Source organism: Corallococcus sp. BB11-1 (genome assembly GCF_026626625.1).
Taxonomy (GTDB): Bacteria; Myxococcota; Myxococcia; order Myxococcales; family Myxococcaceae; genus Corallococcus; species Corallococcus soli.
Genome location: NZ_JAPNJY010000007.1, coordinates 606,013 through 628,146, shown reverse-complemented (window position 1 = coordinate 628,146; position 22,134 = coordinate 606,013). Strand labels below are relative to the sequence as shown.

21 protein-coding genes are annotated in these 22,134 nt (G+C 69.6%); 14 read left to right on the top strand and 7 right to left on the bottom strand.

The window, feature by feature from the left end; all coding sequences use genetic code 11:
• Window positions 1-58 precede the first annotated feature (58 nt).
• Together OV207_RS09315 and OV207_RS09310 are read right to left on the bottom strand one after the other, a co-directional pair.
• The gene (locus tag OV207_RS09315) at window positions 59-679 is read right to left on the bottom strand and encodes an SgcJ/EcaC family oxidoreductase (RefSeq protein WP_267554345.1); all 621 of its coding nucleotides are present in this window, start codon (window positions 677-679) and stop codon (window positions 59-61) included.
• A gap of 65 nt (window positions 680-744) precedes the next feature.
• The gene (locus OV207_RS09310) at window positions 745-1,734 is read right to left on the bottom strand and encodes an HNH endonuclease (RefSeq protein ID WP_267554343.1); all 990 of its coding nucleotides are present in this window, start codon (window positions 1,732-1,734) and stop codon (window positions 745-747) included.
• A gap of 254 nt (window positions 1,735-1,988) precedes the next feature.
• Here OV207_RS09310 and OV207_RS09305 point away from each other — a divergent pair, with 254 nt between their 5' ends.
• Window positions 1,989-3,242 carry a type I restriction enzyme HsdR N-terminal domain-containing protein gene (locus OV207_RS09305; RefSeq protein ID WP_267554341.1) on the top strand — a complete coding sequence of 418 codons (1,254 nt, stop codon included), beginning with the start codon at window positions 1,989-1,991 and terminating at the stop codon, window positions 3,240-3,242.
• 93 nt (window positions 3,243-3,335) lie between these two features.
• Here OV207_RS09305 and coaA read toward each other — a convergent pair whose 3' ends face one another.
• The gene (gene coaA / locus OV207_RS09300; protein WP_227028065.1) at window positions 3,336-4,289 is read right to left on the bottom strand and encodes a type I pantothenate kinase; all 954 of its coding nucleotides are present in this window, start codon (window positions 4,287-4,289) and stop codon (window positions 3,336-3,338) included.
• 141 nt (window positions 4,290-4,430) lie between these two features.
• Between coaA and OV207_RS09295 the strand changes: the two genes are divergently transcribed.
• Both OV207_RS09295 and OV207_RS09290 read left to right on the top strand, forming a co-directional pair.
• Window positions 4,431-5,726: an OprO/OprP family phosphate-selective porin gene (locus OV207_RS09295; protein WP_267554338.1), complete on the top strand. Its 1,296-nt coding sequence runs from the start codon at window positions 4,431-4,433 to the stop codon at window positions 5,724-5,726.
• A 207-nt stretch (window positions 5,727-5,933) separates the two neighbouring features.
• Complete coding sequence (locus OV207_RS09290; RefSeq protein WP_267554337.1) at window positions 5,934-6,890, top strand: hypothetical protein; 957 nt, start codon at window positions 5,934-5,936, stop codon at window positions 6,888-6,890.
• Window positions 6,891-6,917: 27 nt separating this feature from the next.
• Here OV207_RS09290 and OV207_RS09285 read toward each other — a convergent pair whose 3' ends face one another.
• Together OV207_RS09285 and OV207_RS09280 are read right to left on the bottom strand one after the other, a co-directional pair.
• Window positions 6,918-8,204: an AAA family ATPase gene (locus tag OV207_RS09285; protein ID WP_193430301.1), complete on the bottom strand. Its 1,287-nt coding sequence runs from the start codon at window positions 8,202-8,204 to the stop codon at window positions 6,918-6,920.
• Window positions 8,201-8,902: a glutamine amidotransferase-related protein gene (locus OV207_RS09280; protein WP_267554335.1), complete on the bottom strand. Its 702-nt coding sequence runs from the start codon at window positions 8,900-8,902 to the stop codon at window positions 8,201-8,203. Before OV207_RS09280 ends, OV207_RS09285 begins: the two co-directional genes overlap by 4 nt.
• A 227-nt stretch (window positions 8,903-9,129) precedes the next feature.
• Here OV207_RS09280 and OV207_RS09275 point away from each other — a divergent pair, with 227 nt between their 5' ends.
• The 8 genes from OV207_RS09275 (at window position 9,130) to OV207_RS09240 (ending at window position 17,155) form a co-directional block, all read left to right on the top strand.
• Window positions 9,130-10,212, top strand: coding sequence for a M35 family metallo-endopeptidase (locus tag OV207_RS09275; RefSeq protein WP_267554333.1), 1,083 nt, complete (start codon window positions 9,130-9,132; stop codon window positions 10,210-10,212).
• Between the two features lie 86 nt (window positions 10,213-10,298).
• Window positions 10,299-10,916 carry a protease gene (locus OV207_RS09270; RefSeq protein ID WP_267554331.1) on the top strand — a complete coding sequence of 206 codons (618 nt, stop codon included), beginning with the start codon at window positions 10,299-10,301 and terminating at the stop codon, window positions 10,914-10,916.
• Window positions 10,917-11,019: 103 nt separating this feature from the next.
• Window positions 11,020-12,126, top strand: a complete 1,107-nt coding sequence (locus OV207_RS09265; protein WP_193430297.1) for an isopenicillin N synthase family dioxygenase — start codon at window positions 11,020-11,022, stop codon at window positions 12,124-12,126.
• 101 nt (window positions 12,127-12,227) lie between these two features.
• Window positions 12,228-13,505 carry an MFS transporter gene (locus OV207_RS09260; RefSeq protein WP_267554328.1) on the top strand — a complete coding sequence of 426 codons (1,278 nt, stop codon included), beginning with the start codon at window positions 12,228-12,230 and terminating at the stop codon, window positions 13,503-13,505.
• Window positions 13,506-13,718: 213 nt separating this feature from the next.
• A complete protein-coding gene (locus OV207_RS09255) occupies window positions 13,719-13,889 on the top strand; it encodes a hypothetical protein (RefSeq protein WP_267554326.1) in 171 nt (56 codons plus the stop codon).
• Between the two features lie 39 nt (window positions 13,890-13,928).
• A complete protein-coding gene (locus OV207_RS09250; RefSeq protein WP_193430294.1) occupies window positions 13,929-14,492 on the top strand; it encodes a class I SAM-dependent methyltransferase in 564 nt (187 codons plus the stop codon).
• 72 nt (window positions 14,493-14,564) lie between these two features.
• Window positions 14,565-16,199 (top strand): fumarate hydratase, encoded by a 1,635-nt coding sequence (locus tag OV207_RS09245; protein WP_267554322.1) that lies wholly within the window; start codon window positions 14,565-14,567, stop codon window positions 16,197-16,199.
• A gap of 146 nt (window positions 16,200-16,345) precedes the next feature.
• The gene (locus tag OV207_RS09240) at window positions 16,346-17,155 is read left to right on the top strand and encodes an SDR family NAD(P)-dependent oxidoreductase (RefSeq protein WP_193430292.1); all 810 of its coding nucleotides are present in this window, start codon (window positions 16,346-16,348) and stop codon (window positions 17,153-17,155) included.
• A gap of 17 nt (window positions 17,156-17,172) precedes the next feature.
• Here OV207_RS09240 and OV207_RS09235 read toward each other — a convergent pair whose 3' ends face one another.
• A complete protein-coding gene (locus tag OV207_RS09235; RefSeq protein WP_193430291.1) occupies window positions 17,173-18,261 on the bottom strand; it encodes a type IV pilus twitching motility protein PilT in 1,089 nt (362 codons plus the stop codon).
• A 223-nt stretch (window positions 18,262-18,484) separates the two neighbouring features.
• Here OV207_RS09235 and OV207_RS09230 point away from each other — a divergent pair, with 223 nt between their 5' ends.
• Window positions 18,485-18,778 carry a FruA-associating protein, FapA gene (locus OV207_RS09230; protein WP_193430290.1) on the top strand — a complete coding sequence of 98 codons (294 nt, stop codon included), beginning with the start codon at window positions 18,485-18,487 and terminating at the stop codon, window positions 18,776-18,778.
• Window positions 18,779-18,904: 126 nt separating this feature from the next.
• Here OV207_RS09230 and OV207_RS09225 read toward each other — a convergent pair whose 3' ends face one another.
• Complete coding sequence (locus tag OV207_RS09225; protein WP_227028064.1) at window positions 18,905-19,282, bottom strand: MarR family winged helix-turn-helix transcriptional regulator; 378 nt, start codon at window positions 19,280-19,282, stop codon at window positions 18,905-18,907.
• Window positions 19,283-19,486: 204 nt separating this feature from the next.
• Here OV207_RS09225 and OV207_RS09220 point away from each other — a divergent pair, with 204 nt between their 5' ends.
• Both OV207_RS09220 and OV207_RS09215 read left to right on the top strand, forming a co-directional pair.
• Window positions 19,487-20,914 carry a TolC family protein gene (locus tag OV207_RS09220; RefSeq protein ID WP_267554318.1) on the top strand — a complete coding sequence of 476 codons (1,428 nt, stop codon included), beginning with the start codon at window positions 19,487-19,489 and terminating at the stop codon, window positions 20,912-20,914.
• Complete coding sequence (locus OV207_RS09215; RefSeq protein ID WP_415835574.1) at window positions 20,902-22,119, top strand: efflux RND transporter periplasmic adaptor subunit; 1,218 nt, start codon at window positions 20,902-20,904, stop codon at window positions 22,117-22,119. Before OV207_RS09220 ends, OV207_RS09215 begins: the two co-directional genes overlap by 13 nt.
• The last annotated feature ends 15 nt before the right edge of the window (window positions 22,120-22,134 follow it).

Here is a 22,134-nt window from a genome sequence, read left to right as displayed (position 1 = left end):
CCGGACTCTTCGCCTCAGGCGAGGGTCCGGAGCAGCTCATCCGCCAGGTGGATCGTCATCAGGCCGTCGCGGGCCGGCGGCCCCGACGGCCGAGGAAGACCCCCACCGCGAGCGCGGCGACCGCGACGAAGGCGCCGAAGCCGAGGGCGGCGTTCTTCACCTTGGTGAGCAGGGGGTTGTCGAACACGTTGGTGGAGTAGTGGAACGCGGCGATGAGCCAGCGGTCACCCTCCTTCACCATCGTGCAGGTCCACCGGCCGTTGATGACGATGTCGCTGCCATCGCTCAGTTCGTAGTGGTCCAGCGACGAGCCATGCGCGACGCCCGCGTTGCCATACAGCCGGGTGAGCGCATCCACGTCGAACTTCGCCGTCACCTTCTCCACGACGCTGTCCGGGCCACCCAGCATCTGGGCGTAGTAGGCGCGGATGGAGTCCTTGCCCACGCGCACGTCGTTGTTCATGGTGGAGAACACGACGTCCGGGTGCAGGTGCGACAGCAGCCGCTCCAGGTCCTGCTTGTTGAGCGCGTCCTCCATGTCCTGCTTGATGGCGCGAAGCGCCTGATGCGTCGCTTCATCCCCGGAGGCGCCCGCCAGCTCGGCCGGAGCCTGCGCTCCCGCCACCACGGGAACCACGACGAACAGCAACGCCAGGAGATACAGCCGGGTGCGCACCATCGAAGCTCCGTGAAGGAAGAGGACGGCGCGCAGCATAGACGACCGGAAACGTTTGGGGCGCGAAGTCAGGAAGAGGGCTTCTGGCGTGACTGGAACTTCTCCCAGCGACTCTCAAGGGCTTCCCTGCTGATCCCTGTTGCATCGCAGGCCAGTGGAATGCGGTGAAACGGGTCGTACCCCATCCCCACGACCCTGGGATGGAGGCTTACGGTGAGGGTTTCAGGATGAATGCCCAGCAGGTCCAGATCGAAGAGCGTGTGGATGTCAGCTCGTAGGAGCAATCCATTGGAGACATGGTTGTCCTTCTCACCGCGATAGGGCGCGATGTGCGCGGCCTCAAGGAGATCAACAAGGCCGCAGCGGGTGATGACACAGGTGTCCGCAAAGCGCTCCCTAAGCTCTTGACGGAAAACGGCCTGTCCACGGCGTGCACGGATAGCCCGTGTAATGATCTCCCTCGCATCGACTTCATCCGGAACGTACGGCGCTTCCTCAGCATCCTGCGCCAGGAGAACTGCGCTGGGCACAGGCATGGCGAGCCCTGTCAGCGATGAGACCAGGGGCTTTGCCGTAGCTCCGAGCAGCGAGAGCACGACTTCCTGCATGGCGAGCTGGCCATTGTAGCGCGGGCAAGCATGGCGCACGTGTTCTACAGGCACGACGGTCGGTGGTGGGCGAAAGGATCCATCGAACCAAGCGATGAAATGCGTGCAGGGCTCCGGGGTTCTGACGGGCTCATCAAAGGTATGCCCCTCCCGACACCGGAAGGCCGGGGTGCGCTGGGTTCGCATCTTGATTGTCGAGATCCTGCACGTCGGGCAGCGGCTCAACATCTTGGGGGACGTCGAGCGATCAATCCGCGCAATACGGCTGAGGCCCAGGACCTGCTTGCGATCACAGATGATGAGCAGATCTCCTACGTTCAGCTGGAGGTGGTTCGGTACGAAGCTGTCATACCGATAGAGCCTCGTCAGTTCGTCCGCATAGCCCTGATTTCCTGCGTATTCACGCTCAGCCCCGAGTGAAAGCACCAACCAGATGCGGTTCGTATCCATCTTGCCAGTGGAGGTGCAGCCCGGCGAAGGATGAAGGATGCAGGGGGTAGGCTTCTCGGAACGGGACGGGGTCCTTTCGCGCCACGCAACCCATTGCCGGCCCCATCCTTCGCAGCCCCGATCTCACTCCTTTGGGGGATGGACAAGGGGGATCGAACGTACTGTAGTTCTGGAAGTTGCCAGACATGACGAACCTCTGGCGCAGCGCAAGTTCGACGGAATGCAGGGGGAATACCGTGGACGCGAATCAACTAATGGAGCTGGTCAAGCGCTATCAGGACTCCAAGTCATTCATCACCAATGAGGAGACCGCCAAGCTCGCGCTGGTGGTCCCCTTCATCCGGTTGCTTGGCTACGACCCCGGTTTTCCACGCGAGGTACGGCTGGAGTATGCGGCTGACTTCGTCCAGGGCGACGGGAAGAAGCTCCCGGATCGCATGGACTTCGCCATCTTCGACCAGACCGGCGCGAAGCCCCTCATCGTCATCGAGACCAAGCCCCTGGGCACGGACCTCAAGTCCCGTGCCCAGCAGCTGGCACGCTACCTCTCCCAGCTCCCGGAGCTCCACTTCGGCATCATCACGGATGGGTGCCACTATCTCTTCTTCGGAGATCTGGAGAACCCCAACGTCATGGACCCGGAGCCCTTCTTCACGTTCTCCCTGGAGGACACGAAGGCCGACTGGGCGAAGGTCGCGAAGTTCCTGTCCAAGTTCAGCCGCGAGTCCTTCAACGCGACCACGTTGATCACCGACGCGGAGAACAGCCGGTATCGCCAGAGCATGATCGACAAGCTGTCGGCCGTGCTGAAGGCCCCCGGTGAGAACGAGGGCTTCCTCAAGTGGCTCACCGAGGACATCTACAAGGGGAAGCGCACCACCGCGGTGATGGAACGCCTTGGAGAAGTCGCTAAGGAATCCATCGAACCCACCCTCCTCCGGGTGATGGGCGATGACTTCCTGAACAAGCTCAAGGAGCGCATCCAGCGGTTGAACGAAGGCACGGAGCCGTCCATCCCGCTTGAAGGCGCCAACGTGGTGAAGGCGGAAAGCGCCAAGCCCTTCGACACGGAACCGCGCACCTCCGGAGATGAGAAGGGCCGCTCCGTCAACGACACCACCGAGGAGGAGCTGGCCTTCTTCAACGTCATCCGGGACATCTGCGGCAAGAACGGACACCAGACGGAGGACATCCTCTACCGGGATACGTCGAACTACTTCAACGTGTCCTTCAAGAAGCCCACGAAGTGGTTCGTCCGGTTCTTCGGCAACGGCAAGCGCAAGAGCATCGTCACCTGGGCTCCGGTCGAAGAGGCCAGGAGCCTCGCGGCGGGGTTCGAGGTCGAGGTGGCCCCCGCTGCTCTCGGCACCAGCCGCGTCTACGTCGAGACGATTCCACAGGTATGGGCGCTCAAGGCCCTGGTGACCCGGAGCCTGGAGCTGTCGCTCACGGTCAAGGACGAGGCCAGCCCGGAACCCGCGGTGCTCAAGGTCGTCTCCAGTCAGTAGGAGACAGCCCCCTTCCTTCCCCGGAGCCTCAAACCGTCGGCGGCGGCTTCACCGTGAGCTGCTTCGACGCCAGGAGTTCCGGGTACAGCACCCCTACAGCTTGCGCATGCGCACGCGGCGGACCTTGTGGTCGTTGCCCTTCACCAGGATGAGCCGTGCGCGTGAGCGCGTGGGCGCGATGTTCTGCGCCAGGTTGGGCCCGTTGATCTCCGCCCACACCGACGCGGCCCGGGCCACCGCCTGGTCCCGCGACAGCTCGGTGAAGCGCCGGAAGAAGGACCGCTCGTCGTGGAACGCCGTCTCCCACAGGTGGAGGAAGCGCTCCACGTACCAGTGGCGGATGTCCGTCTCCAGCGCGTCCACGTAGATGGAGAAGTCGAAGAAGTCCGACAGGAACGTCTGCGGCAGCTGCCCCCCCTCCACCAGCCCCGTCTGCAGGACGTTGAGCCCCTCCAGGATGAGGATGTCCGGCTGGCGGATGGTCTGCGCCTCTTCCGGGACGATGTCGTAGACGAGGTGCGAATACACCGGCGCCGTCACCTCGTCCTTCCCCGCCTTCAGCTCCGCCAGGAAGCGCACCAGCCCCCGGCGGTCATAGCTCTCCGGAAAGCCCTTGCGGTTCATGATGCCGCGCTCGGTCAGCACCCGGTTGGGGAACAGGAACCCGTCCGTCGTCACCAGCTCCACGCGCGGATGCTCCGGCCAGCGCGCGAGCAGTGCCTGGAGGATGCGCGCCGTCGTGCTCTTGCCCACCGCCACGCTGCCCGCGATGGCGATGATGAACGGCACCTTGCGCCCCGAATACCCCAGGAACGCCTGCTGCGCCGCCCACAGTGACTGCGCCGACGCCACCTGCAGGTGCAGCAGACGCGACAGCGGCAGGTAGACGTCCACCACCTCTTCGATGTCCAGCCGCTCGCCCAGGCCGCGCAGCTTCTCCACCTCCTCCGCCGTCAACGTCAGGGGCGTGGAGGCCCGCAGTTGCCGCCACGCGTCGCGGTCGAGGTCGACGTACATCGATGCGGCGCGGGGCTTGGTCGCGGACATGCCCCCAAGCATGAAGCAGACCTGCATGGATCCGGCAAGTGAACGTGACAACAGGCCTCCCGGAGTGCCTTGACAGGAGGGCTGCCCCCTCGCAACGTCCCCTGTCGCCTCCTGGCGAGCCCCCCTCTCCCGAGGTCCCGAGTGTCCGCCGTCCCTGGTCCAGCCCTCGTCGTCGTCGCAAGCCTGCTGCTCGCCGCGCCCCGCGCCAGCGCCCAGCCCCCGGCCCCCGAGGCCCCGCCGCCGGAGGCACCCATCATCCAGCTTTCCGAAGAGGGCTTCTCCCTGTCGTCCGGGGACAAGGCCTTCGTGGTGAAGCTGCGCGGGCAGCTCCAGGCGGATGGGCGCTTCTTCGTCGACGACCCTGAGCGCAACGGCACCAACACCTTCGTCATGCGGCGCGTGCGCCCCATCCTGGATGGGACGTTCTTCGGCTTCGTCGACTTCCGCTTCATGCCGGACTTCGGCAGCGCGCAGCCGCTGGTGCAGGACGCGTGGATCGACTTCCACCCCAGCGACAAGGTCCGCCTGCGCGCGGGCAAGTTCAAGACGCCCTTCGGCTTGGAGCTGCTCCAGGCCGCGGTCAACACGCCCTTCATCGAGCGCTCGCTCACCGTGGACCTGGTGCCCATCCGCGACGTGGGCCTGGAGCTGCACGGCAACGTGCTCGGCGGGCGCCTGCAGTATTCGGTGGCGGCGCTCAACGGCGAGGCGGACGGCGTGAGCTCCGACCTCAACACGGATGACGGCTTCGACCTGGCCGCGCGACTCTTCGTCCAGCCCTTCAAGGCGGGCGGCCCCTCCCTGCTCAAGGGCCTGGGCGTGGGCTTCGCGGTGACGCGGGGCCAGCAGTTCGGCACCCCCGGCTCCGCCAGCACCACCGGCGTGTCCGTCCTTCGCAGCACCGGTCAGGAGATCCTCTTCAACTACCTCACGGGAGCGGGCGCTGGCGCCACCGTCACGGCGTACGGCGAACACCTGCGCTACTCACCCCAGGGCTACTTCTACGTGGGACCGCTGGGGCTGCTCGCGGAGTACGTCAGCTCCTCGCAGGAGGTGCGCGTGGGGGACGCGCGCGCGCGGCTGCGCCACCAGGCGTGGCAGGCGCTGGCGTCGTGGGTGGTGTTCGGCGGGGACGCCGCGTACGACGGCGTCAAGCCGACCACGCCCTTCGACCCGGAGACGGGCCGGGGCGGCGCGCTGGAGGTGGCGGTGCGCTACCACGCCCTGGACCTGGACGATGACGCCTTCCCCCTCTTCGCGGACCCCACGAAGTCGGTGACCGCGGCGAAGGGCTTCGGCGTCGGCGCCAACTGGTACTTCAACAAGCGCGTGCGCTTTGGCGCGAACTTCCACCGCACGGACTACGAGGGCGGCGCCACCGAGGGCGACCGCGCCCCGGAGAACGTCTTCATCACCCGGTTCCAGGTCGCCTTCTAGGGCCCGCGAGCCGGCCGCTGACGCCCGGTGTCACGCGGGCTTCGTCCTGCTGCGTCTTGATGCGCGTGCACGACCTGGACGACGCTCGCGTCCGCCGCGGCGTCCAGGCCCTCCCCCGGGGGGACCGCCGCGACGGTTCCCCCGCCGAGAGGACGCATGCCCGCGAACGTGTTCCCGCAGTGCCCGGCGACGGTCCGGAGGCACTCCGTGTCGAAGTGGCTCCGCCGTGCCGCGATGATGGCCCTGGTGGGGTTGTCCGTGCCCGCGACGGCGCAGCAACCCGCCCCCCCCACGACGGAGAACGTGCCGCCTCCGGTGCTTCCGCCCATGCCGGAGCGCCGCATCTTCTTCACCAGCCTCAACGTGTTCCGCTACAACCCGCTGGGGCTCGAATCGCAGAACAAGCTCGTCTACCAGAAGCGCCTCTTCGACAGCCCGTCCCTGCTGCTGCGCGACACGTTCGCCAGCGCCGCCGCCAGCCTCCGGCTGAGCCCGGCGTTCTTCAAGCTGGGCCCCGTGGTGGATCTCCAGCCCGTGGCGGTGTTCAACCTCCGCGCCGGCTACGAGTACGTCCAGTTCTTCGGCACCTTCGGCAGCGTCCAGTCGTACCCGGACTCCTTCCAGGACTACGACGACGACCTGCGCAGTGAGACGAACGACACCGCCTACGGCACGTCCGGCCACCACTTCTTCGTGGAGCCCACCCTCCAGGCGAAGGTGAAGTCGGTGGCGCTGCGCACGAAGATGGCCATCGAGTACTGGAACATGGACCTGCGCGACGGAGGCACGCGCGGCACCTTCTACGACCCCACGCTGGACACGCTGGTGCCCGGCAAGGGCTGGGTGCTCGCCAACGACACGGACCTGCTCTGGATGGGCGACCGCTGGACGCTGGGCGCGCGCTTCTCCGCCGTGTGGCCCAACTACGACGACAGCACGAACGCCGTGGATCCACTGCCCGGCCGGACCCTGCCCACCAACAAGCACATGCGCGTGGGCCCCATCATCGCGTACGCCTTCGACACCCGTCCGGGCGGCTTCATGAGCAAGCCCACCGCGGTGCTCATCGCCGGCTGGTACCTCACGCACGAGAACCGCAACAGCGCCCTGCCCTACCTGCTGGCGGGCTTCTCCTTCAGCTCGGAGCTGCTCGGCGGTCGCTGAAGCCCGGCGCCTCCTGGCCCGGACGGCTCACCCGAAGCCCTGGGCGCGCAGCACCGCGCCCAGCGGTCTGGCCCCCTCGCGGTACGCGCTGAACAGGCGCGCCGCCACCTCCGGCGACGGCTGCGTCCAGCGCCAGGCCCCGCGCCCCGTGCCGCCCTCGCAGTGGATCACCGACGTCCGGAGGTCCTCCGCGTCGCGGAAGGACAGGTGTTCGAACAGCAGGGGGTTCTGGCTGGTGAGGAACGCCTGGCGCTCGCCCACGTCCTTCACGCACGCCGCCACCAGGTCCGGGTGCAGTCCGTCCGGCAGCTCATCCGCGATGACGAACGCGTCGTGGACGTCCAGGTAGTACAGGAAGGACAACAGCCGGCGCTGGCCATACCCGAGCTGCTCCTGCGCCACCGGCGTGCCGTCCCCGCGCACGAACGCGAAGCGGAAGCCGCTGAAGCCCAGCCGTCCCCCCTGGGACAGGGGCGTCGTCTCCGTCACGTCCAGCGTGAGCGTGCCCGACGCGAACCCCGCCAGCGTCACGAAGCGCGCGAGGAAGCTCTCCGGCAGCGTTTCGTGGCGGAACATCAGCGTCGGGGGCAGCGGTTCATGCTCCACCTGCTCGCGCAGCCACCCGGGCATCCACGTGGGCAGCGCCATGAGCCCCAGCGGGAACAGGTCCTCGCCCCGCCGCTCCATCGCGTAGCGGATGGCGCCCAGGTGCTCGAACATCCCCAGCGACTCGTCGAAGCGCGGCGGCGCCAGCAGGAAGGTGCGGCGCAGGAGGTCCTTCAGCCGGTCCTTCACGCCGCGCTCCAGGTACTGCGCCGCCATGAAGAGCAGCGTCCAGACGGAGCGATCCAACACCGACCAATGCATGCGCCGGGTGAAGCCGGCCGCGCCGTCCACCTCGCACGCGAAGCCGGTGGCGCTCGCGCGCATCACCAGCCGCACGTCCTCCGCCGCGTCCCAGCGCACCGTCGCCACGATGGAGGGCATCAGCCCATGCGCGAGCCCCGCGGGCGGCAGGGCCAGCGACGCCCCGGGGCCCTCCTCGCCCTTCGGCGCGGGCAGCGCGGCGGGCGGCTCGTTGCGCACGGCCACCTCCACCGTCAGCCCGTCGAAGCGCAGCGCGTAGTCCAGCGAGAACGGCTCGCGCAAGAGCCCGGAGAAGTCCGAACACAGCACCCTGGACACCAGGTCCAGGAGCGTCGTGCGCCCGCTGCCCGTCGCCCCCACCACCACGTTGAGCGTGGGGCCGAACGTCAGGGCCGTGTCCGGCGCCAGCTCGCGGTAGTGGTGGACGTGCAGGCGCGTCAGCTTCATGGCGTGCGCAGCCCCCGCGCCAGCGCGTGCGCGAGCCGCCCAAGCAGCGCCGTGTTCTCCGCCTCCGCGGCCTTCAGCCTGGGCAGTTGCGCCTTCAAGTCCTCCAGGTCCTTGCCGCGCGTGAGCAGGTCCTCCGCGCCCAGCTCCAGCCAGCGCCCCAGCTCCTTCGCCGTCAGCTCCAGGTGGAACTGGAAGCCGTAGGATTTGCCCAGCCGGAAGGCCTGCTGCGTGTAGCGGTCCGTGGACGCCAGCAGCGTCGCGCCCGGCACCGGCGTGTACGTGTCCCCGTGCCAGTGGGCCACCGCCGTGCGCGGCTTCACGCCCGCCACCACCGGATCCTTCAGCGCCTCCGGCGTCCAGCGCACCGGCCCCACGCCCACCTCGAAGCCATTCTTGCCCGGCGACACCTGCGCCCCCGCCGCCGCCGCCAGCAATTGCGCCCCCAGGCACACGCCCACGCAGGCGCGGTCATTCGCCAGCCGCTCCCCCAGCAACGCCAGCTCATCGTTCAGGAACGGATGGGCGTCCGCCTCGTACACGCCCATGGGTCCGCCCATCACCACCACCAACGGTGCGTCCACGTCCTCGCGCCGCACCGTCCGGAACCTTCGCACCAGGGTGAAACCCGCCGCCTCCAGCGTGGCCCCCAGGAGCCCCGGGCCCTCGTGCTCCTCATGCTCGAACACCACCGCGCGCATCGTCCGACACCTCGTTCCTTCGGCCGCGAACCAACGCGGATGCCGCATGAAGCCTAACGCCCCACGCCACCCCGGGCCGCACCGCGACATGAACTGGAATAGTGGGGAGGCGTTTATTTCACAGTATTTCGTGCCATCATTACCGGGCCCGTCTTCCCCTATAAGTGGGAGGACCGGGCATTCCCCCGGATGTTCGCTGCGTCGTTTTTTCCGAAAGGACGTTCCTCGTGAGCAAGAGCCTTCGCGGTTTCAAGTGGCTGGTGGGCACGGTGGTTGGCGTTTCCCTGCTGGGAGCCTGTGGCGCTCCGGCCGATGGTGACACCGCGCCGACCGAGGCCACCGACCAGGCCCAGGGCGCCCTGACGGCGACCGTGTCGGTGCCCAAGGCGTCCATGGCGGCGAACGAGACGGTGACGGTGCAGGTGACGTTGACCAACACCTCCTCCGCGCCCGTCAGCCTCCACAAGTGGGAGGTCCCGGGCACGGGCCTCACGGAGGGCCGCCTGTCGGTGATGCGCGACGGCCAGTCGGTGGCCTACACCGGCGCCCACTACAAGCGCGTGCTGGGCCGCCCCGAGGACGTGGTGACGCTCGCCCCGGGTGAGAGCCTGTCCGGCCCGGTGGTCGTCTCCGACGTGTATGATTTGTCCGTCACCGGCACCTACGCCATCCGCTACGAGCTGGAAGAGCGCGCGAGCGTGACGGCGCTGGCCTCCAACGAGGTCCGCCTCTTCATCGAGGGCCGCCGCAACAGCCGCGAGGAGACGCAGGCGATGGGCCAGGTCACCGCCCAGGGGCTGAGCTACTCCGGCGCGTGCACCAGCTCCGAGCAGGGCTCCATCTCCACCGCGTTCAACAGCGCGAAGACCTACTCCACCAACTCCCTCTCGTACCTGAACGGGACGCCGTCCGCGACCACGCGCTTCACCACGTGGTTCGGCACGTACTCCACCACCAACTGGGGCACGATCAGGACGAACTTCAGCAAGATCAAGACCGCGTTCGACTCCGCGAACGTCGTGGTGGACTGCAGCTGCAACGAGAGCGGCACGTACGCCTACGTGTATTCGAACGCGCCCTACAAGATCTACGTGTGCGGCGCCTTCTGGAACGCGCCCAACACGGGCACGGACTCGCGCGCCGGAACGCTGGTCCACGAGATGAGCCACTTCACCGTCGTGGCGGGGACGTCGGATTACGCCTACGGCCAGTCGGCGGCCAAGAACCTGGCGCGGACCAACCCGGCCCGGGCGCGCGCCAACGCGGACAGCCACGAATACTTCACGGAGAACACCCCGTCGCTGCCGTAAGGTGACGCAGGTCCGTTGACCGGGGGGCGCGGGCGCCAACGCCTCGCGCCCCCTTCTTTTTTCACGAGCACAAGGAGCGTCACGTCATGGGGCTGGGACGAAAGAACCTCGCATGGCTCGCGGTGCTGTCCGCCGCCAGCGTCACCGCCTGTACCCCGAAGCCCGCGGAGCAGCCCGCGCAGCAGGCCCCCGCCGCCGCGGCCCCGCCGACCTCGCCTCCGCCCACCTCGCCACCGCCCACCCCGGAGCCCGCCGCCGTGACGACCCCGAACCTGGAATGCGCCCTGAGCGCGCCCGCGAAGGCCCGCGTGGGCGAGCCGGTGGAGGTGCTGTTCACGCTCACCAACCGCTCCGCGCAGCCCCTCTGGGTGCTGAAGTGGCAGACGCCGCTGGAGGGCATCCTGGGCACCGTATTTCAAGTCACCCGCGACGGGACGGAAGTGGAGTACCAGGGCCCCATGGTGAAGCGCGCCGCGCCCTCCGCCTCCAGCTACGAGGCCATCGCCCCGGGCGCGACGGCCCAGAACCGCGTGGAGGTGACGCAGGCGTATGACTTCAAGAAGCCGGGCACCTACCGCATCACCTTCCGCGACGAATTGATGGACGTCGCCACGCGCCAGGAGGACGTGCCCCGGCCGGGCGGCGACTACAAGTCCACCCCGGTGACGTGCGCCCCGGTGGACGTGACGCTCACCGCGCGCTGACGGCCTGCTCCCGGATTTCCCGGGAAGCGGGTGTCGTCCCTCAAGCGGACAGGCATCGTCCCCCTCCTCAGGCGGGCCCGGGCGCGATACACCTGGGCCCACCATGGCGGACACCTCCTCGATCCACATCCCGACGGTCGACCTCGCGGACCTCGCGTCGGGCGAACCGGCCCGCCTCGAGCGGGCCGCGGCGGCACTGCGCGAGGCCTTTGGCGTCTTCGGCCTCGTGTTCGTGAAGAACCACGGCGTGGACGCGGCGGCGCTGGAGCGCTTCTACGACGCGTTCTCCACGTTCGTGGCCCTGCCCGAAGCCGCGAAGCGCCCCCTGGGCCGCGCGGACCTCTGGTACCAGCGCGGCTGGACGCCTCCCAACACGGAGGTCGCCGTCGCCGGCAACGGGCAGCCGGACTTCAAGGAGTGCTACTTCGCGTCGCCCACGCCCACCGACGCGCAGTCCGCGCTGGAGTTCCCGGAGCTGTACCCGGAGAACATCTGGCCCCCGGACGCGCCGCCGTACTTCCAGGACGGCCTGCTCACCATGGGCCGCGCGCTGCACGAGGCCGGCCTCAAGCTGCTGCGCGGCTCCGCCCTTGCGCTGAAGCTGCCGGAGGCCACCTTCACCGACTTCTGCGACCGGGCGCCCCACGTCACGCGCGCCCTCCAGTACCTGCCCCTGGGCCCCTCGCAGGTGAACACCGGCATCCTCTGGGGCGAGGAGCACACGGACTTCAACCTGCTGACGCTGCTGCCCGGCGGCCGGTTCCTGAGCCCCGAGGGCCGTCCAGCGCCGAAGCCGGATGACCAGAGCGGGCTGTACCTGCGCACGCGCGCGACGGCGGACGCGCCGCAGGGCCAGATGGTGCGCGGCACCGCGCCCGCGGGCTGCATCGTGGCGCAGGTGGGCCAGCAGTTGGAGATCCTCACCGGCGGCACCTTCCTCGCCACGCCGCACGTCATCACCGCGCCGGGCGTGCCCGGGTGGCAGCGCCAGTCCGCCGCGCACTTCATGCACGTGCACACCAGCACGGTGCTCTTCCCGCTGCCGGGCTTCCGCACGCCGGAGGCGGTGGGCAACTACGCGCCCCCGGTGCTCGCGGGCACGTACGACATCAAGACGCTGGTGGACATCGGCCTCGCGCCGCCCGCCGCGCTCAACAAGCTGGGCTACCGCCACTACGACCGGCTCAACCAGATGCGCGCCACCTCGTAGGCCGGGCCACCGGGCTCCGAAGCCGCCCCAGGGCTGCTCCGGGGCCGCCACGCCTTGTGGCTGGCGGTGGAGGACGGGCTGCGTTACAGCGCGACCCCAGCATGGCCAACGTCCTCGGCACGTCCGTCTTCCGTCACCGCGACTTCCGGCTGTATCAAGTCGCCCGTCTGTGCGCGGTGCTCGCGGCGCAGATTGAATCGGTGGCCATCGGCTGGCAGGTGTATGAGCTGACCGGCAGCGCGCTCGCGCTGGGCTACACGGGCCTGGCGCAGTTCGTCCCCTTCCTCGCCTTCAGCCTGCTGGGCGGACAGGTGGCGGACCGCTACGACCGCCGCCGCATCCTGGCCATCTGCCAGGCCGTCATGCTGGTGTGCAGCCTGCTGCTGCTGTCCTTCACGCTGGGCCACGTCACCGACGTGCGGTTCGTCTACGGGGTGCTGGTGCTGTTCGGAACGGCGCGCGCCTTCTACGCGCCCGCGGGCTCCGCGCTCACTCCGTACCTGGTGCCCCCGGAAGAGCTGACGCGCGCGGTGGCGGTGAACTCCACCACCTGGCAGGTGGCCACCATCGCGGGCCCCGCCGTGGGCGGCCTGCTGTACGGGTGGCTGGGCGGCAAGGGCGTCTACATCGCGTCCGCGTCGCTGTGCGCGCTCACGGTGGTGTGGATCCTCTCGCTCAAGGTCCGCACGGGCAGCGCGTCGCGCGAGCCCATCTCCCTGGCCACGCTCGTCGCGGGCCTCCGGTTCGTGCGCCAGAAGCGCCTGCTGCTGGGCAGCCTCACGTTGGACCTGTTCGCCGTGCTGCTGGGCGGCGCGGTGGCGCTCCTGCCCATCTACGCGCGCGACGTGCTGCACACCGGGCCCTGGGGCCTGGGCCTGCTGCGCAGCGCTCCGGCCGCGGGGGCCGCGGTGGTGGCGGTGCTGCTCGCCTTCCGTCCGCTGGGCGGCCGTGCCGGGTGGAAGATGTTCGGCGCGGTGGCGGTGTTCGGCGCGGCCACGCTGGTGTTCGGCCTGAGCACGTCCCTGCCCCTGTCGCTCGTGGCGCTCGCCATCGCCGGGGCCGCGGACATGGTGAGCGTGGTGGTGCGCCACACGCTGGAGCTGGTCTCCACGCCAGACGACATGCGGGGCCGCGTGGGCGCGGTGAACACGATGTGCATTGGCGCCTCCAACGAGCTGGGCGAGTTCCGCGCGGGCTCGTTCGCCGAAGCGCTGGGCGCCGTGAACGCCGTGGTGATTGGCGCCGTGGGCACGCTCGTCGTCGTGGGCCTCTGGGCGTGGCTCTTCCCGGAGCTGCGCAACGTGGACCGCCTGGAGTCCGCCGCCTGGCGGCCCCCGCCCGAACCCGCCGACTCGGCGCCCTCGGCACCCTCCGCCTGAGGGCCGTCCCGGCGCCCACCGTGCGGGGCGCCCGCGCCTCCAGGTGAAGTGCTGGGCCCCCCCACGGATGAACGGCGCGTGGGGGCGCTGTTGCCTGGGGAGCAACGCCCGGGTCCGCCGCTGTAGCGCGAAGGGACACAGCCGGGGTCGTCCGACCCCCGCCTCCCGAGTGCGCCACCCGGACGGCACGGTCCATGCTTCGTGTCAGGCCCCATGGCGTACTACTGGAACGTGATGACACTCTGCGTGGGGGCGGCCTTCTGCTTCATGTTGGGTCAGGCCGTCTTCGAGGACACCCGGCCGGCCCCTGCCGTTACGCAGGTGAAGCCCCCACCGCCCTCGCCCGTGCGCCATGCGGACGCGGGGAACCTCCCGCGCAAGTAGGGCCCCAAGTCCCCGGTCCTTTGCGATGATGCGCGCCCGGTGAGCACGACGGGCACCCTCCTCTACCTGCTGCTCTGGGCGGTGCTCCTCGTGGGGGCGCTGTCCATCGTCGTGTCCACGCTGCGCACCGGCGCGCCCCCCATGCCCAGCTCGCCCCGGGTGCGGCGGGCCCTGCTCGCGATGCTCCCGGACCCCCTCCAGGGCACCGTGCTGGACCTGGGCGCGGGCTGGGGGGACGTGGCCTTCCTGCTGGCCGACCACCGTCCCCAGGCCCGCGTCGTCGCCTACGAGCTGTCCTGGCTGCCCTACGCCTTCTCCCGGCTGCGCCAGCGGCTCTTCCCCCGCGCGAACCTCACCCTGCACCGCGCGGACTTCTTCCGTGCGTCCTTCCGGGACGCAACCTGCGTCGTCTGCTACCTGTCCCCGGGCATCATGGCGCGCCTGGAGCCCCGCTTCGCCGCCGAGCTGCCCGAGGGCGCCCACATCCTCAGCCACACCTTCGGGCTCCGGGGGTGGACGCCCGTGCGCTCCGTGCGCCTGGACGACCTGTACCGCACCCCGGTGTACCTCTACGTGGTGCCACCCCGGGAAGAGGCCCGGTAGAGTCCCCCGCCGGGCACCTGCTGCCCGCCCCCTCGTTCCACGTTCCACCCTTCCTGTGAGAGACGCGACGCGATGAGTGACTTCCAGTTCCAGGACATGCTGCCGCTCGGCAAGGACGAGACGCCCTACCGGCTGCTCACGAAGGAGCACGTCTCCGTGCTGGAAGCCGGCGGACGGTCCTTCCTCCAGGTGGAGCCGGAGGCGCTCACGCTGCTCACGCGCGAGGCCATGCGGGACATCTCGCACCTGCTGCGCCCCGGGCACCTGCGGCAGCTGGCGAACATCCTCCAGGACCCGGAGGCGTCGAACAACGACCGGTTCGTGGCGCTGGAGCTGCTCAAGAACGCGAACATCGCCGCGGGCGGCGTGCTGCCCTCGTGCCAGGACACCGGCACCGCCATCGTGATGGGCAAGAAGGGCCAATACGTCCTCACGCAGGGCGGCGACGAGGCGGCCATCTCCCGGGGCGTGTTCGACACGTACCTCACGTCCAACCTGCGCTATTCGCAGATGGCGCCGCTGGACATGTACCGGGAGGTCAACACGGGCAACAACCTGCCCGCGCAGATCGAGCTCTACGCCACCGACGGGGACGCCTACAAATTCCTCTTCATGGCCAAGGGCGGCGGCTCCGCGAACAAGAGCTACCTGTTCCAGGAGACCAAGGCGGTCCTCAACCCGCAGAGCCTGCTGGCGTTCCTGGAGACGAAGATCCGCGCGCTGGGCACCGCCGCGTGCCCGCCCTACCACCTGGCCATCGTGGTGGGCGGCACGTCCGCGGAGTTCGCGCTGAAGACGGCGAAGTACGCCTCCGCGCGCTACCTGGACTCGCTGCCCACCGAAGGCAACGCCCTGGGCCGGGGCTTCCGCGACGTGGGGCTGGAGCAGGAGGTGCTGAAGCTCACCCAGCGCACCGGCATTGGCGCGCAGTTCGGCGGCAAGTACTTCTGCCACGACGTGCGCGTCATCCGCCTGCCGCGCCACGGCGCCTCCTGCCCGGTGGCCATCGCCGTCTCCTGCTCCGCGGACCGGCAGGCCCTGGGCAAGATTACGCGCGACGGCGTCTTCCTGGAGGCCCTGGAGATGGACCCGGCGAAGTACCTGCCGGAGGCGAAGGACACGGACCTGTCCGACGACGTGGTGAAGCTGGACCTGAACCGCCCCATGAGCGACCTGCGCGCGGAGCTGTCGCGCTACCCCATCAAGACGCGCCTGTCGCTGTCGGGCTCGCTGGTGGTGGCGCGCGACATCGCGCACGCCAAGCTCAAGGAGCGCCTGGACCGGGGCGAGGGCATGCCCCAGTACATGAAGGACCACATGGTCTACTACGCGGGCCCGGCGAAGACGCCGGAGGGCTACGCGTCCGGCTCCTTCGGCCCCACCACCGCGGGCCGCATGGACGCGTACGTGGACCAGTTCCAGGCGGAGGGCGGCAGCTTCGTGATGCTCGCCAAGGGCAACCGCTCCCCGGCCGTCACCGAGGCCTGCAAGAAGCACGGCGGCTTCTACCTGGGCTCCATCGGCGGCCCGGCGGCCCGGCTCGCCAAGGACTGCATCACCAAGGTGGAGGTGCTGGAGTACGAGGAGCTGGGAATGGAGGCCGTGTGGAAGATCGACGTGGTCGACTTCCCCGCCTTCATCGTCGTGGACGACAAGGGCAACGACTTCTTCGCGCACATCAACAAGCCCTCCGCGAAGAAGGCCTGACACGGCAGCAGCCCCCTGCGACCCGGGCGGAAAAGAAGCACGGGCGCTGCAATGCATCAGCCCATGCGAGGGTTGTCATGCGCAATCCTTGCCAGGCATGAAAGGAATCACACCGGGTGTGGGCTTGCGCGTCTAGGGTGGCGCGCATGACCACTGCCTCCCTGCAGAACAAGAACGTGCTCATCACCGGCGCCAACCGCGGCATCGGTCTGGCCATGGCCCACGCGTACGCGAAGGCCGGGGCCCGCGTCCTGATGATGAGCCGCAAGATGGCGACCCTGGCCCAGGCCGCGGAGGCCGTGCGCGCCGCCGGTGGCCAGACCTGGCACCACGAGCTGGATCTCACCGACGACGCGTCGGTGCGCACCGCCGTGGAGGCGGCCCACGCGGCGCACGGCCCCATCGACGTGCTCGTCAACAACGCGGGCCTCTACTTCCAGCAGCCCTTCCTGGAGCAGGATCCGGCCCAGGGGCGCATGGAGATGGAGGTCAACTACTTCGGCGCGCTGCGCATGGTGCGCGCGGTGCTGCCCCGGATGCTGGAGCGCAAGGACGGCATCATCGTCAACGTCAGCTCCGTGCTGGGCCACGTGGCCTACCCCACGGAGGCCAACTACAGCGCCACGAAGGCCGCGCTGAGCATCTTCTCCCACGCGCTGCGCGGCGAGGTGGAGCCGCAGGGCGTGCGCGTGGTGCTCTTCGTCCCCGGCCACACCAGCACCGAGCGCGCCCTGGAGCTCAAGCTCACCCACGTGCCGCTGCAGACCCCGGAGGAGGTGGCCGACGAGGCGGTGCACGCCACGCTGGAAACCCCCGCCATGCACGTCTCCGGCTCCGGCAACCGCACCTTCGTGTTCCTGTCCGGCCTGTTCCCCGGCTGGGCGCGCAACTACATGCGCAAGGTGGCCGAAGACTCCTTCGCCCCCAGCGCCTCCCCGGCGTCCGGGGAGGGCTGAGGCCCCGCGGCGCGCGCTCAGTCGAATTCGAGCGCGCGCTGGAAGTCCGCCGGGTTGGAGGCCGCGCTCTGCGCCGTCTCCAGCGTGATGTCCCCGTTGCGGTACAGCTGCGTGAGGTGCTGATCGAAGGACTGCATGCCGAACATGTCGCGGCCCTTCTCGATGACGTCCTTCAGCTCGCTGGCGCGGTCGTCGCGGATGTACTGCTCCACCGTCTTCGTCTGCACCATGATCTCCAGCGCCACCGTGCGCCCCTTGCCGGTGGCGCGCGGCAGCAGGCGCTGGGAGATGGTGGCCTTGAGGCAGTCCGCCAGGCGCATGCGCACCATGGTCTGCTCCTCCGCCGGGAACACCGACACCAGCCGGTTGATGGTGCGCGACGCGTCCGTGGTGTGCACCGTGGACAGCACCAGGTGGCCCGTCTCCGACGCCTTCAGCGCGATGTCGATGGTCTCCGTGTCGCGCATCTCGCCCACCAGGATGACGTCCGGGTCCTGACGCAGCGCCGCGCGCAGCGCGATGGCGAAGTTCTGCGTGTCCGGGCCAATCTCCCGCTGGGAGATGGAGGACTTCACGTTCTTGTAGATGAACTCGATGGGGTCCTCGATGGTGAGGATGTGCAGGCTCTCCGTGTGGTTGATGTGGTTGATCATCGACGCCAGCGTGGAGCTCTTGCCGGACCCCGTCGCCCCCGTCACCAGCACCAGCCCGCGCTCGTTGCCGGCGATCGTCTTGAGCACCTGCGGCAGGCCCATGCCGTCGATGCTGGGAATCTCGTCCGGGATGATGCGCAGGATGCAGGCGAGCGAGCCCCGCTGCCGGTAGATGTTCACCCGGAAGCGCGCCACCCCCGGGAGGCTGTAGGAGGAATCGCACTCCTGCACGCTGTCCACCTGCGCCTTCATCAGCGGATCATTCATCACGTGCAGGGCCACCTGCTTGGTGTGATCCGCTTGCAGCTTTTCCATCTTCAACGGCCGCAGCACCCCGTTCACCCGGTAGATGGGGGGGTCCCCAGGCCGGAAGTGGATGTCCGAGGCCCCATTCTGGACGCCGACGGTGAGCAGCTTGTTCAGGGTGTTCAGATCCAGGGCAATGCCTCGCACTTCACGGATGGAGCGGAGGATTCTAGGAGAAGGGGCTCGATTCACTCCAGGATTGCAGTGAGGGAAGCATTCTCCCAAGCATACTGTACTGAACCTCCCCGCAAAACAGGAAAGGACAGTACCCCGGGGGATGATGGAACTGTCCTCGACTGCTCACCAGTGGCCTTCCACCTGCCCAGGCGGCCCGGATGCCCTGCCTGGAGGCCGTGGCGAACATCCGGGCATGAACGCACGAACCGAGCAGGCCGCTGGATACGAGGAGCTGTCTTCCGCCGACTTCGCCGCCCTGGAGGTGTGGGACCCCACGCAGGTCGTCATCACGCCGCGCATGGCGGCCCGGCTGTGGCTGCAGACGAGCCTGCGGCTGACGCGGGCGCAGAAGGAGCTGCACGACGCCATCTTCGCCAACGACGGCACCGACGAGTCGCTGGATCGCTTCGCCAGCGCCCGCGCGGAGCTGGACTCGGCGGAGGCGTGGGCCCTGCACGTGGCTCGCAACATCCCCCGTCACCGCTAGGACTCCACCCTCCACCCTTCCCCCCCGGAAGCGTCGCACACGGGTGGCGGTGGGCCGGCGCCGGGCACAAGCCCGCTCCCGTCCCGCCGTCACCCGTCGTCTTCCAGGCGGCCGGCGGAGGCGGCCCTATTCGTCCTTGCGCGAAACGCCGCAGGGGTTGCTCCCCGGGGCCCCGGAGCCGAGCTTCTGGAACAGGCCGCCCTGGAGCTTCACCAGCAGGCGCGACAGCTCCTCGAACTCGCCGGGCGACAGGCACGCGCGGGCCTCGTCATCCAGCCACTCCGTCGCGCGCTGGAGGGCGTCGAACTCCGTGCGCCCCGCGTCGGTGATCTCCAGGCGCACGCAGCGGCGGTTCTCCCCCGCGCGGCGCTCCACCAGCCCATCCTCCTCCAGGCGATCCACCAGCCGGCTCACGGCGGGCGCGTCGATGAGCAGCCGCTCCGCGATGAGCGCCTGACTGTGGATGTCCAGCACGTGGATGTACTTCAGCACGAGCAGCTGCATCAGCGGCCGATCCGTTTGCTCACCAACCTTCTGGCTGAGCAGTCGGACCACTGCGCGTCGCGTTGATGCCACTTGCTCAGCGAGGGTCATGGGCGTAAGAGATCATTGCATTCAACAACGGTTGTCAATTACATCGTGACCGCGTGCGGGGCTTTGGGGGTGTGTCTGCCACATACCCACCCGAAAGTCCTGTCGCTCCAGAGTATGGCCTCCCCCAGCGCGCTCCTCGTTCTCTTCCTCGCCGCCGCGCCCCAGGCCCAGCCTCCCGCGCCACCGGCGGGACAGCCCCCGCCCTCCACCCCGTCCGCGCCGGTCCCCTTCCAGCCGAAGGTGGAGGACCCGATGCTGGCCCCCATCCCCCCTGCCGCGGAGCAGGTGAAGACGTGGGACGAGGCCCTCGCGCTGGTGCGCCAGCGCTCCACGGACCTGCGCGTCGCCGAAGCCGGCATCGAGCGGGCCCAGGGCCGGTGGCGCCAGTCGCTGTCGCTGCTCCTGCCCAACGCCCGTGCCTCCGCGGGCGTGGGGTTGGACGTGCTCCACCCGGACACCCCCTCCGCCCCGGGCGGCGGCTTCGTGGGCGGGGGCGCCAACGTGAATGGCGGGACGGGGGCGAAGGTGCCCAGCGCACCCCTGGGGACGCTGTCGGTGTCGCTCTCCCAGTCCCTGGTGGATGTGGGTGCGTGGCGGGGCTTGTCGTCCGCGAGGGCGTCGGAGCGGGCCTCGGTGGCCACCTTCAAGGACACGCAGCGTCGGCTCACCCAGGGGCTGGCGCAGGTGCTGGTGGCCACGGTGGCCGCCGAGCGCGCCGCGGAGATCAACCGGGTGGGCCTGCGTCAGGCGCTGGAGCGGCAGGCCCTCACCCAGCGCTCCTTCGAGCTGGGCGCGGGCACGCAGTTGGACGTGGTGCGGGTGAGCCAGGACGTGGCGCTGGCGCGGCAGTCGCTGGTGGCGGGCGACGAACAGCTGCGCCAGACGCGCGAGGCCCTGGGCCTGTCGCTGGGCACCGACCACGGCGTGGGCGTCAACCCGGACTTCAACCTGGCCGGGCTGGTGGAGCAGACGCGCCGGGACTGCTCGCCCCTGGATGAGCCGGGCGCCCGGGCGGATCTGCTCGCCGCGAAGGCGAACGTGGACGCGGCCCGGGACAGCCGGCGCCAGGCGTCCGCGGGCTACCTGCCCACGCTCGGGGTGAGCAGCACCCTGCTGGGCCTCACCACCGAGCCCGGCTTCGGCCGCTTCGCGCTGTGGAACGTGTCCGCGGTGCTGTCCGTCCCCCTGTGGGAGGGCGGGCTGCGCGGGGGGCTGGTGCGGGAGCGCGCGGGCGTGGAGGAGCAGGCCGCGCAGCAGCTGGAGGCCGCACGCCGGAACGTGGGCGTGGAGGTTTCTCGCGCGCGGCGTGGAGTGGAAGTGTCCGAGGCGCTGTTGAAGACGGCGGCCGAGTCCCTCGACCTGGCGGACCGGACCGACCGGCTCACCCGGCGGGCCTTCGAGGTGGGACGCGGTGGCAGTTTGGAGCTGGTCCAGAGCGGAGCCGCCCTCCGTCAGGCCCAGCTCGCGTTGGTTTTGAGGGAATTCGAGCTCGTCCAGGCCCGCCTGGACGCGTTCCTCACGGAGGCCCGGTGCGACTGGTGACGAAGGTGCGCCCCCTGAAGGCGCTGTGGACGAAGACGGTGGTGGGCGCGGCCCTGGTGGCTGGCGTGGCCGGGTGCTCGGGCAAGACGGAAGTGAAGACGGCTCCCCCGCCGCGCGAGGTGCAGGTGGTGGCGCTGGCGCCGCGCGAGGTGCGGGACACCGGGGAGTACCTGGGCTCGCTGCTGTCGCGGCAGAGCGTCACGGTGCTGCCGCAGGTGAACGGCTACGTGCGGAAGATCCTCGTGAAGCCCGGCCAGAAGGTGGAGGCGGGCACGCCGCTGGTGGAGGTGGACGCGCGCCAGGAGACCGCGGCGCTGGACAGCGCCCAGGCCCAGCAGAGCTCCTCCACGGTGGACCTGGAGCTGGCGCGGCGCACCCTGGCGCGCACGGAGTCCCTCAACCAGGAGGGCCTCGCCAGCGTGCAGGAGCTGGAGCGCGCCCAGGCGGCCGTGAAGGCGGCGGAGGCCGCCCAGCGCGCGGCCGGCGCGACGGTGGCGCAGCGCCAGGTGCAGCTGCAGTTCCACGTCGTGCGCGCGCCGTTCGCGGGCACCATGGGCGACGTGCTGGTGCGCGTGGGGGACTTCGTGGGCGCGACCACGACGCTCACCACCGTGGCCCAGGCGGACGCGCTGGAGGTCAGCGTGTCGGTGCCGGCCTTCCGCGCCCGGTCGCTCAAGCCGGACACCGTGCTGGAGCTGTTGGATCAGCAGGGCAGGCCCATCCTCTCCAGCACCGTCTTCTACGTGGCGCCCCAGACGGACCCGCGCACGCAGCTGGTGGAGGTGAAGGCCGCCTTCCGCAACACCGTGGGACTGCGCCCCAGCGAGCTGCTGCGGGCGCGGCTGGTGTACTCCACCCGCGACGCGCTCCAGATCCCCGCGCTCGCGGTGGTGCGCCAGAGCGGGCAGCCCTTCGCGATGGTGGTGGAGAAGAAGGACGGCAAGACGGTGGTGGAGCGCCGCCCGGTGGCGCTGGGCACGCTAGGTGACATGTCCTACGTGGTGGAGGGCGGCCTGAAGCAGGGCGACCTCGTCGCGGTGTCGTCGCTGCACATGCTGAAGGACGGCATGGCCGTCATCCCCAAGCAGGTCTCCGCGCCGGACGAACCCGCGAAGACGCCGGAGCCGGCGCGCGCGGCGGACGTCCCCACCCGCGCCATGGCGCCCCGGAGCGCGGCCGGTGGCACCACCGGCGGCAGCCACTAGGCGATTCGAGAGAGG

What these genes read in the sequence shown, in the direction of transcription:
- OV207_RS09315 (WP_267554345.1), bottom strand. Translation starts at nt 679, where the DNA reads ATGGTGCGCACCCGGCTGTATCTCCTGGCGTTGCTGTTCGTCGTGGTT.
- OV207_RS09310 (WP_267554343.1), bottom strand. Translation starts at nt 1,734, where the DNA reads ATGGATACGAACCGCATCTGGTTGGTGCTTTCACTCGGGGCTGAGCGT.
- OV207_RS09305 (WP_267554341.1), top strand. Translation starts at nt 1,989, where the DNA reads ATGGAGCTGGTCAAGCGCTATCAGGACTCCAAGTCATTCATCACCAAT.
- coaA (WP_227028065.1), bottom strand. Translation starts at nt 4,289, where the DNA reads ATGTCCGCGACCAAGCCCCGCGCCGCATCGATGTACGTCGACCTCGAC.
- OV207_RS09285 (WP_193430301.1), bottom strand. Translation starts at nt 8,204, where the DNA reads ATGAAGCTGACGCGCCTGCACGTCCACCACTACCGCGAGCTGGCGCCG.
- OV207_RS09280 (WP_267554335.1), bottom strand. Translation starts at nt 8,902, where the DNA reads ATGCGCGCGGTGGTGTTCGAGCATGAGGAGCACGAGGGCCCGGGGCTC.
- OV207_RS09270 (WP_267554331.1), top strand. Translation starts at nt 10,299, where the DNA reads ATGGGGCTGGGACGAAAGAACCTCGCATGGCTCGCGGTGCTGTCCGCC.
- OV207_RS09265 (WP_193430297.1), top strand. Translation starts at nt 11,020, where the DNA reads ATGGCGGACACCTCCTCGATCCACATCCCGACGGTCGACCTCGCGGAC.
- OV207_RS09260 (WP_267554328.1), top strand. Translation starts at nt 12,228, where the DNA reads ATGGCCAACGTCCTCGGCACGTCCGTCTTCCGTCACCGCGACTTCCGG.
- OV207_RS09255 (WP_267554326.1), top strand. Translation starts at nt 13,719, where the DNA reads ATGGCGTACTACTGGAACGTGATGACACTCTGCGTGGGGGCGGCCTTC.
- OV207_RS09245 (WP_267554322.1), top strand. Translation starts at nt 14,565, where the DNA reads ATGAGTGACTTCCAGTTCCAGGACATGCTGCCGCTCGGCAAGGACGAG.
- OV207_RS09240 (WP_193430292.1), top strand. Translation starts at nt 16,346, where the DNA reads ATGACCACTGCCTCCCTGCAGAACAAGAACGTGCTCATCACCGGCGCC.
- OV207_RS09230 (WP_193430290.1), top strand. Translation starts at nt 18,485, where the DNA reads ATGAACGCACGAACCGAGCAGGCCGCTGGATACGAGGAGCTGTCTTCC.
- OV207_RS09225 (WP_227028064.1), bottom strand. Translation starts at nt 19,282, where the DNA reads ATGCAGCTGCTCGTGCTGAAGTACATCCACGTGCTGGACATCCACAGT.
- OV207_RS09220 (WP_267554318.1), top strand. Translation starts at nt 19,487, where the DNA reads ATGGCCTCCCCCAGCGCGCTCCTCGTTCTCTTCCTCGCCGCCGCGCCC.